This is a genomic window from Nitrospira sp. BLG_2 (assembly GCF_049222245.1).
The window spans coordinates 1-5,915 of sequence record NZ_JBLYIG010000256.1 but is presented as its reverse complement, the minus strand read 5'-3'; the positions used below and the strand labels follow the sequence as shown (position 1 = coordinate 5,915).

Sequence of the window (5,915 nt, the reverse complement as noted above, 5' to 3'; positions counted from 1 at the left end):
AGTCCGAGGGAAGCCATGAGGCTCAACATAGGGCTCTGAATGTATATCCTTGCTATTGCAGCTTTACTCCTATTGTCTTAAGGGTAGCACTCAAGATAGGCGAGGTCGTCGGCTCGACAAAAAACGATCGGAAGGAGCGGTGCACCATCTCCGTATGGCGTTGATGGTCGGCCTGGAACAATTCGGCCGCTTTTTTTCGATCGTCCGCGCCATATCCCATCCGGACTGCGCAGCGCTCCAACTCTTCTGAGCTGTCGGGAAGCGCATGGGTCTGGAGATCATGGACCATTTGCAACTTATGTTCGACATCGCGTAGGAACAGGTAGGCAGCAGTGAGGATATCACGGTCTTCACTCGAAAGCAGTTTCTTGCGAGCCAGCCGGTTCAGGGAACCGAGCGTGCTCCGATCCAGGAGCGCAAGCACCTTTCGTCCCACCAAAACTTGAACGGTCTGCACGAAAAACTCGATTTCTCGAATTCCGCCGGTCCCCAATTTCACGTTGCGTTGTCCGTGGCCGCGGTCAGTCATTTTGGCGTCGATCATATCCTTCACCGCACGAACGTCTTGCACGATCGCCAATGCCTTATCACCGTCCAATTTTTCCCCTGTCCCCAGCACGAACCGCTTAATCAGCCTGAGAAACGCCTGCCCAATTTCATGGGATCCGGCCACAGGCGAAGCCTTCAGCAGAGCCAATCGTTCCCAGACCTGACCGCGCACAAGATAATGCCGTTGGTAGCTCGCAAGCGAGCGGGCTAACCGTCCGACTGATCCCTCCGCGCGTAAACGTAGATCGACTCGAAAGACATACCCTTCCCGAGTAGGTTCGGTGAGAGCCCGGGTCAATTCGCGGGAGAGAATTTCAAAATATTCCTCATTGGAAATTCCGACACCGGCCGGCTTGGCGGCGTGTTTGTCTGTCGGCGCTCTGGTTTCGCCATTGTCAGATTCGTAAATGTAGAGCAGATCGACGTCCGAACTGTAATTCAATTCGTGTCCACCGAGTTTGCCCATCCCGATGACCGCGAACTTCGTCTCCACCCATCGTCTCTGCCGGTTTTGATGCATCGGAACGCCATACTGCCGCTTGAGGTCGGCATCGACGATCTCATACGCCGCATGAATCAGCAGGCCGGCCAAGTCGGACAATAAGCCGGTCGTCTCGGGGACTGTAGCAAGACGGAGGAGATCGCGCACGCCGATGCGCAGCATTTCCCGTCGCCGAAAACGCCGCAGCGCGTCCAACTTCAGTCCCTTGGAAATCAGGCTCCCGATGCTCTTGTAAAGCGCGGTCTCCATCCCGTTCCGCGTCGGAGGTCGTGATAGGACCTCTTCTTCAGCCAACCAATACACCACGGTTGGGTCTCGGATCAGCGTAAAGGCCAAGGCGTCACTGTTGCCGAATATCACACAGAGGAGGTCAAGCATGCGCGGCGACGTGCGCAAGTAGTCGAGAAATGATGTGCGGGATACGTTGGCCAATATGCGCTCCCAATGGTTCAACGCCTGATCAGGGTCCGCCGTCCTGGAAATAGATTCCATCAACATCGGCAGGATGTCGGCCAGCCGCCGGCGTTGGACCGGGTCACCCGCCATCGCATCGAGGTTGCGATCAGCTCGATCGAGATCACTCAGGCCATACGCGGATAAAATGGCTCGCACGTCCTCGACACTCCGCTTGGCAGCGAGCAGAATCGGCCTGGGATCCGGTTTAGAGCCACTATTCCTAGCCGCAGGCCGGGCTCGAGGAAATGCAGGCGGAACAGAAAGACGACTCATGGGGCGGCATTATACTGACACGTTCCTCTACGCACAATGAAACCATTCGGGTATACTGAAACTTATGCCGATAGGCTCTTCTGATCGCACATCGCTTCTCAACTCGGTTCGTCCGCTCTGTCCTGACATTCCATCCGATGTGCTTCAAGATTTTTTCGCTCGCATGGACCAGGAGTACTTCCGGCGATTCAAGCCTCAGGCGATTGCGGAACACGTTCGATTAACGGCTCAACTGACACCGGAGCACCTCTGCGAAATTGCTTTTGCCGAACAGCAGGACAAGCGGTTTGAGATCACGATCGTGGCCTATGATTACTTCTCTGCATTCGCCACGATTTGCGGTCTACTTTCAGCGTTCGGTCTCAACATCGAGGAAGGGCACATTTATACGTTTGCAGAAAAGACCGCTCCGCTGTCCCCTCATACGAGTTGGACAGGATATGGGCCACGTATCCGCCGCGCAAAGGGTAGCCTGAGTCTGAGCAGAAAAAAAATCGTGGACATGTTCCGCGTCCTGCCTGTGCCGGGCTCAGAGTTGGGCAGGATGCAACAGAAGCAATTGTCGGACGCACTCCACTCAGTACTCACACTCCTCGACACGGGACAATTCGAAGAAGCACGGTTTGCGGTGAATCGGCGTCTGGTCGAACAGCTCGGCAAGCGGCGCGGGTCATTCAGCGGCCTGCTCCATCCGGTCCAGATCACGTTCGACAACAGCCAATCTCCTACCGACACGGTCATGGACATCCGATCAGACGACACCCCGGCTTTTTTGTATGCCTTCGCCAACGCCCTTGCCATGCGCAATGTCTATATTTCCAAAGCGCAATTCGATGTCGAAGACGGGAAAATTCGCGACCGTTTTTATGTCCGCAACCGTCACGGTCAGAAGCTCACCGATGCGGCCGATCAGCAGCAGTTGCGCCTCACGGCTGTGCTCATCAAGCAGTTCACACATGCCCTCACCTGGGCCCCCGACCCGACCAAAGCCTTGGAAGCCTTCGACCAATTCCTGGACCTGACGGTGCAACAGGAAAAAGGGAAAGCCCGGCAGGAAGCTTTGGCCTTTCTCAGCGACAGGAAAACTTTTCCGCTGCTCGCTCGGCTGCTGGGGGCCAGCGATTTTCTCTGGGAAGACTTTTTGCGCCGCCAATACAATAATCTCCTTCCTCTTTTGCAAGATTATCGTGACGCCCCGCTCGTTACTCCGAAAGCCAAGCTTCGCAAGGAACTCGATCGCGTCGTCAACCGGACAAAGACCGACGAGGAACGGAAAGCGGCGCTGAACAGCTTCAAAGATCGCGAACTGTTCCGCATCGATATGAAACACATCGTCGAGCCGGGTACCGCTTTGCCGGATTTCTCCGCCGCCCTGACTCAACTCGCCGAAGTCATCGTGGATCGGAGCTTGAAAGACTGCCAAGCCAAACTGAACAAGCTGTATGGCCCGCCGCGTTTGGCGAATAGGAGACCCTGCCCCTTCACCGTTCTCGGCTTGGGAAAATTCGGCGGCAGGGAGTTGGGCTACGCGTCCGACATCGAGGTGATGTTCGTGTACGGCGATGCGGGCCGCACCGGCGGCAAGCAGCCGATCGAGAACAGCGAATACTTTGAGCGGCTCGGCGCGGAACTCTTACAGTGGATCGAAGCTAAGCAAGAGGGCATCTTTCATTTGGACGTACGCCTCCGACCCCACGGCGGGAAGGGCTCGCTGACAAATCCGTTCGAAGAGATCACAAACTACTATAGCGACCACGGTCTTGCCGCCGCGTTAGAACGCCAGTCGTTGATCAAATTGCGGCATGTGGCGGGCGATGCGGCCCTGGGCAAGCGAGTGGAAACCCATCGTGACAATTATGTCTACAGCGGTAAACCTTGGGATCTGCGTGTCGCCCTCGACTTGCGCCGGCAACAGTTGAAGCAACTCGTGGAGCGAGGCACGATCAATCTCAAACATAGCCAGGGTGGGATTGTCGATATCGAATACGCGGTTCAATATCTCCAGATCATGCGCGGTCATCGGCTTCCTGTCCTGCGCATCTCGAACACCATGCAGGCGCTGGCCGCCCTCATCGATTGCGGCATTGTGACGAGGCAAGACGGCGAGACCCTCCGTAAGGCCTATTTCTTCATCAGGATGCTCATCGATGGGCTCCGCATGGTCCGTGGCAATGCCAAAGATCGTGTCCTTCCACCGGTCGATTCCGACGAATTCATCTTCCTCGCCCGCCGTGTGGGTTATACCACCGACGATTGGCAAGCGGGGGCCAGACATCTGGAAACGGATGTGCAAGAGCACATGGGAAAGGTGAAAGAGTTTTTTACAAGGATGTTTGGAAAGGTATGACTGCGAATAAGGATGAAGAAGCATCATCGTAGCGAGTTCAGCCTAGTGGCGGTGACCTTATCGTATAAGGATCCAGGTTATGGCCTACTATATTGGCCTATCAGGCTATTCCTACAAGGCTTGGCAGGGACCTGATCGTTTTTATCCATCCGGCATCAAACCAACCGATTTCCTTCGCTACTACGCCACGAGGTATCAGACCGTTGAACTCGATGGTGTGTGGTATCGGCTTCCGACCGAGAACACTGTGCAGACATGGCTCGCAGGTACTCCTCCTCACTTCATCTATGCGCCGAAGGCTCACCGAGAAATTACACATATCCATCGCCTCAAGCCGGAAGGGCTTCCCATGTTGATGGCCATGCGGCAACGGCTCGAACCGCTTCACAATGCCGGTAAGCTCGGCCCGGTACTGATCCAATTGCCTCCCAATTTGAAACGCGATGATGGGCGACTAAAAACGTTCCTTGGATCCCTGCCGACGACCCATCAATGGGCCATAGAATTTCGGCATGAGAGTTGGCTGGCTGACGAGGTCGAACGGCTCTTGCGTCAGTATTCGGTCGCATGGGCTGCAGTTGAGACGGATGAGCATCAGGCAGAGCATCGAGATACAGCTCAGTTCCGCTATGTCCGACTTCGCAAAACTAGATATAGCCAGACAGAACTCCGACGATGGGCTGAACGCTTTCAGAATGCTTCTCAACAAGGACAAGACTGCTTCGTCTACTGCAGACACGAAGACGAAGGCTCTCCCTGGCTCTGGGCAGACGAACTTCACCGGCTCCTGAATTTCTAGACAATTTCAAGCAGCGGTTACTGAATAGTCCCTCAGTTGTTTATCTCAGTCGAAAATCACGCCTCCACGACCCAGTGTTCTTCAAGGCGCAATTCGTACAAGTTTCTCCCTCTCAGGTAGGGCTGTATTCGAGTACTCCTCTAAGTACCCTCCTCCGGCACGGAATGCACGCCAAATGCTGTCCACCGATTCAAAATGAGGTGACGACTCATGCTCGCCGGTAAACGCCTCAATCGATTTGTTCGCTCAGGATTCCTGCTTGCTCCATTCATTCTTCTTGCCTGTTCCAGTGGCGGCGTAGGAGAAAGCGCCTCACCATCAAGTTCCCAATTACTATCTGCCGGCCCTCCAATTACATGGGCACCGAGAAACCCAATGCCGACACCTCGCACCGAATTTGGCGTGGCGACGGTCAACAACAAGATCTATGCAATTCGAGGTTACTCCGGCCTCAGTTCTTCGAACAGTAAAAGAGCATGATCCGGCCACAGATACATGGACTCGCAAAGCAGACATGCCGACTCCGCGCCGACGACTCATCGTCGTATCCGTCGACAACAAGATCTATGCGATCGGCGGAGTCAACTTCTCCTCGGACCCGAATGGATTGATCTATTCCTATTCCACGGAGGAATACAATCCCGCCACAGATACATGGGCCTCGAATGCCCCCATGCCGATTGGGGAAGCAGTGAACAATGTGCTGGATTGGAGTACCAACATCTGTTAGGCCTCTACCCTTATCAGATGTAGAAGAAGGCCAATAAGGCGGACATTCCTCCAGCCTTAGGTTTGCAGCAGGTAGTGGCGCTACTTGACTTGTGTGAGTTCGATATCTCGCATGGATCGTTAGGCATATGGCAGGAGAAGAATTACGGGCCGCTTCCTATTACGTGCTTTTTTGACCTTGCCCGTTGACACACTCTCTCAGGAGCAGTAGCCTATCTTCGAACAGATCCGAGTTATCCTCAGACCAGAGAAAGGGGCCC

General features: G+C 54.7%; 5 protein-coding genes. 4 read left to right on the top strand and 1 reads right to left on the bottom strand.

Features of this window, described 5'->3' with window-relative positions; all coding sequences use genetic code 11:
* Nucleotides 1-52: 52 nt before the first annotated feature.
* Nucleotides 53-1,663 (bottom strand): [protein-PII] uridylyltransferase family protein, encoded by a 1,611-nt coding sequence (locus ACOSYY_RS07020; protein WP_421661554.1) that lies wholly within the window; start codon nucleotides 1,661-1,663, stop codon nucleotides 53-55.
* 181 nt (nucleotides 1,664-1,844) lie between these two features.
* Between ACOSYY_RS07020 and ACOSYY_RS07015 the strand changes: the two genes are divergently transcribed.
* The 4 genes from ACOSYY_RS07015 (at nucleotide 1,845) to ACOSYY_RS07000 (ending at nucleotide 5,656) form a co-directional block, all read left to right on the top strand.
* Nucleotides 1,845-4,127, top strand: a complete 2,283-nt coding sequence (locus ACOSYY_RS07015; RefSeq protein ID WP_421661553.1) for a [protein-PII] uridylyltransferase family protein — start codon at nucleotides 1,845-1,847, stop codon at nucleotides 4,125-4,127.
* A gap of 79 nt (nucleotides 4,128-4,206) precedes the next feature.
* On the top strand, nucleotides 4,207-4,926 hold the full coding sequence (locus tag ACOSYY_RS07010) for a DUF72 domain-containing protein (protein ID WP_421661552.1): 720 nt from the start codon (nucleotides 4,207-4,209) through the stop codon (nucleotides 4,924-4,926).
* 210 nt (nucleotides 4,927-5,136) lie between these two features.
* Complete coding sequence (locus ACOSYY_RS07005) at nucleotides 5,137-5,406, top strand: hypothetical protein (RefSeq protein WP_421661551.1); 270 nt, start codon at nucleotides 5,137-5,139, stop codon at nucleotides 5,404-5,406.
* A 34-nt stretch (nucleotides 5,407-5,440) separates the two neighbouring features.
* Nucleotides 5,441-5,656 carry a hypothetical protein gene (locus tag ACOSYY_RS07000; protein ID WP_421661550.1) on the top strand — a complete coding sequence of 72 codons (216 nt, stop codon included), beginning with the start codon at nucleotides 5,441-5,443 and terminating at the stop codon, nucleotides 5,654-5,656.
* The last annotated feature ends 259 nt before the right edge of the window (nucleotides 5,657-5,915 follow it).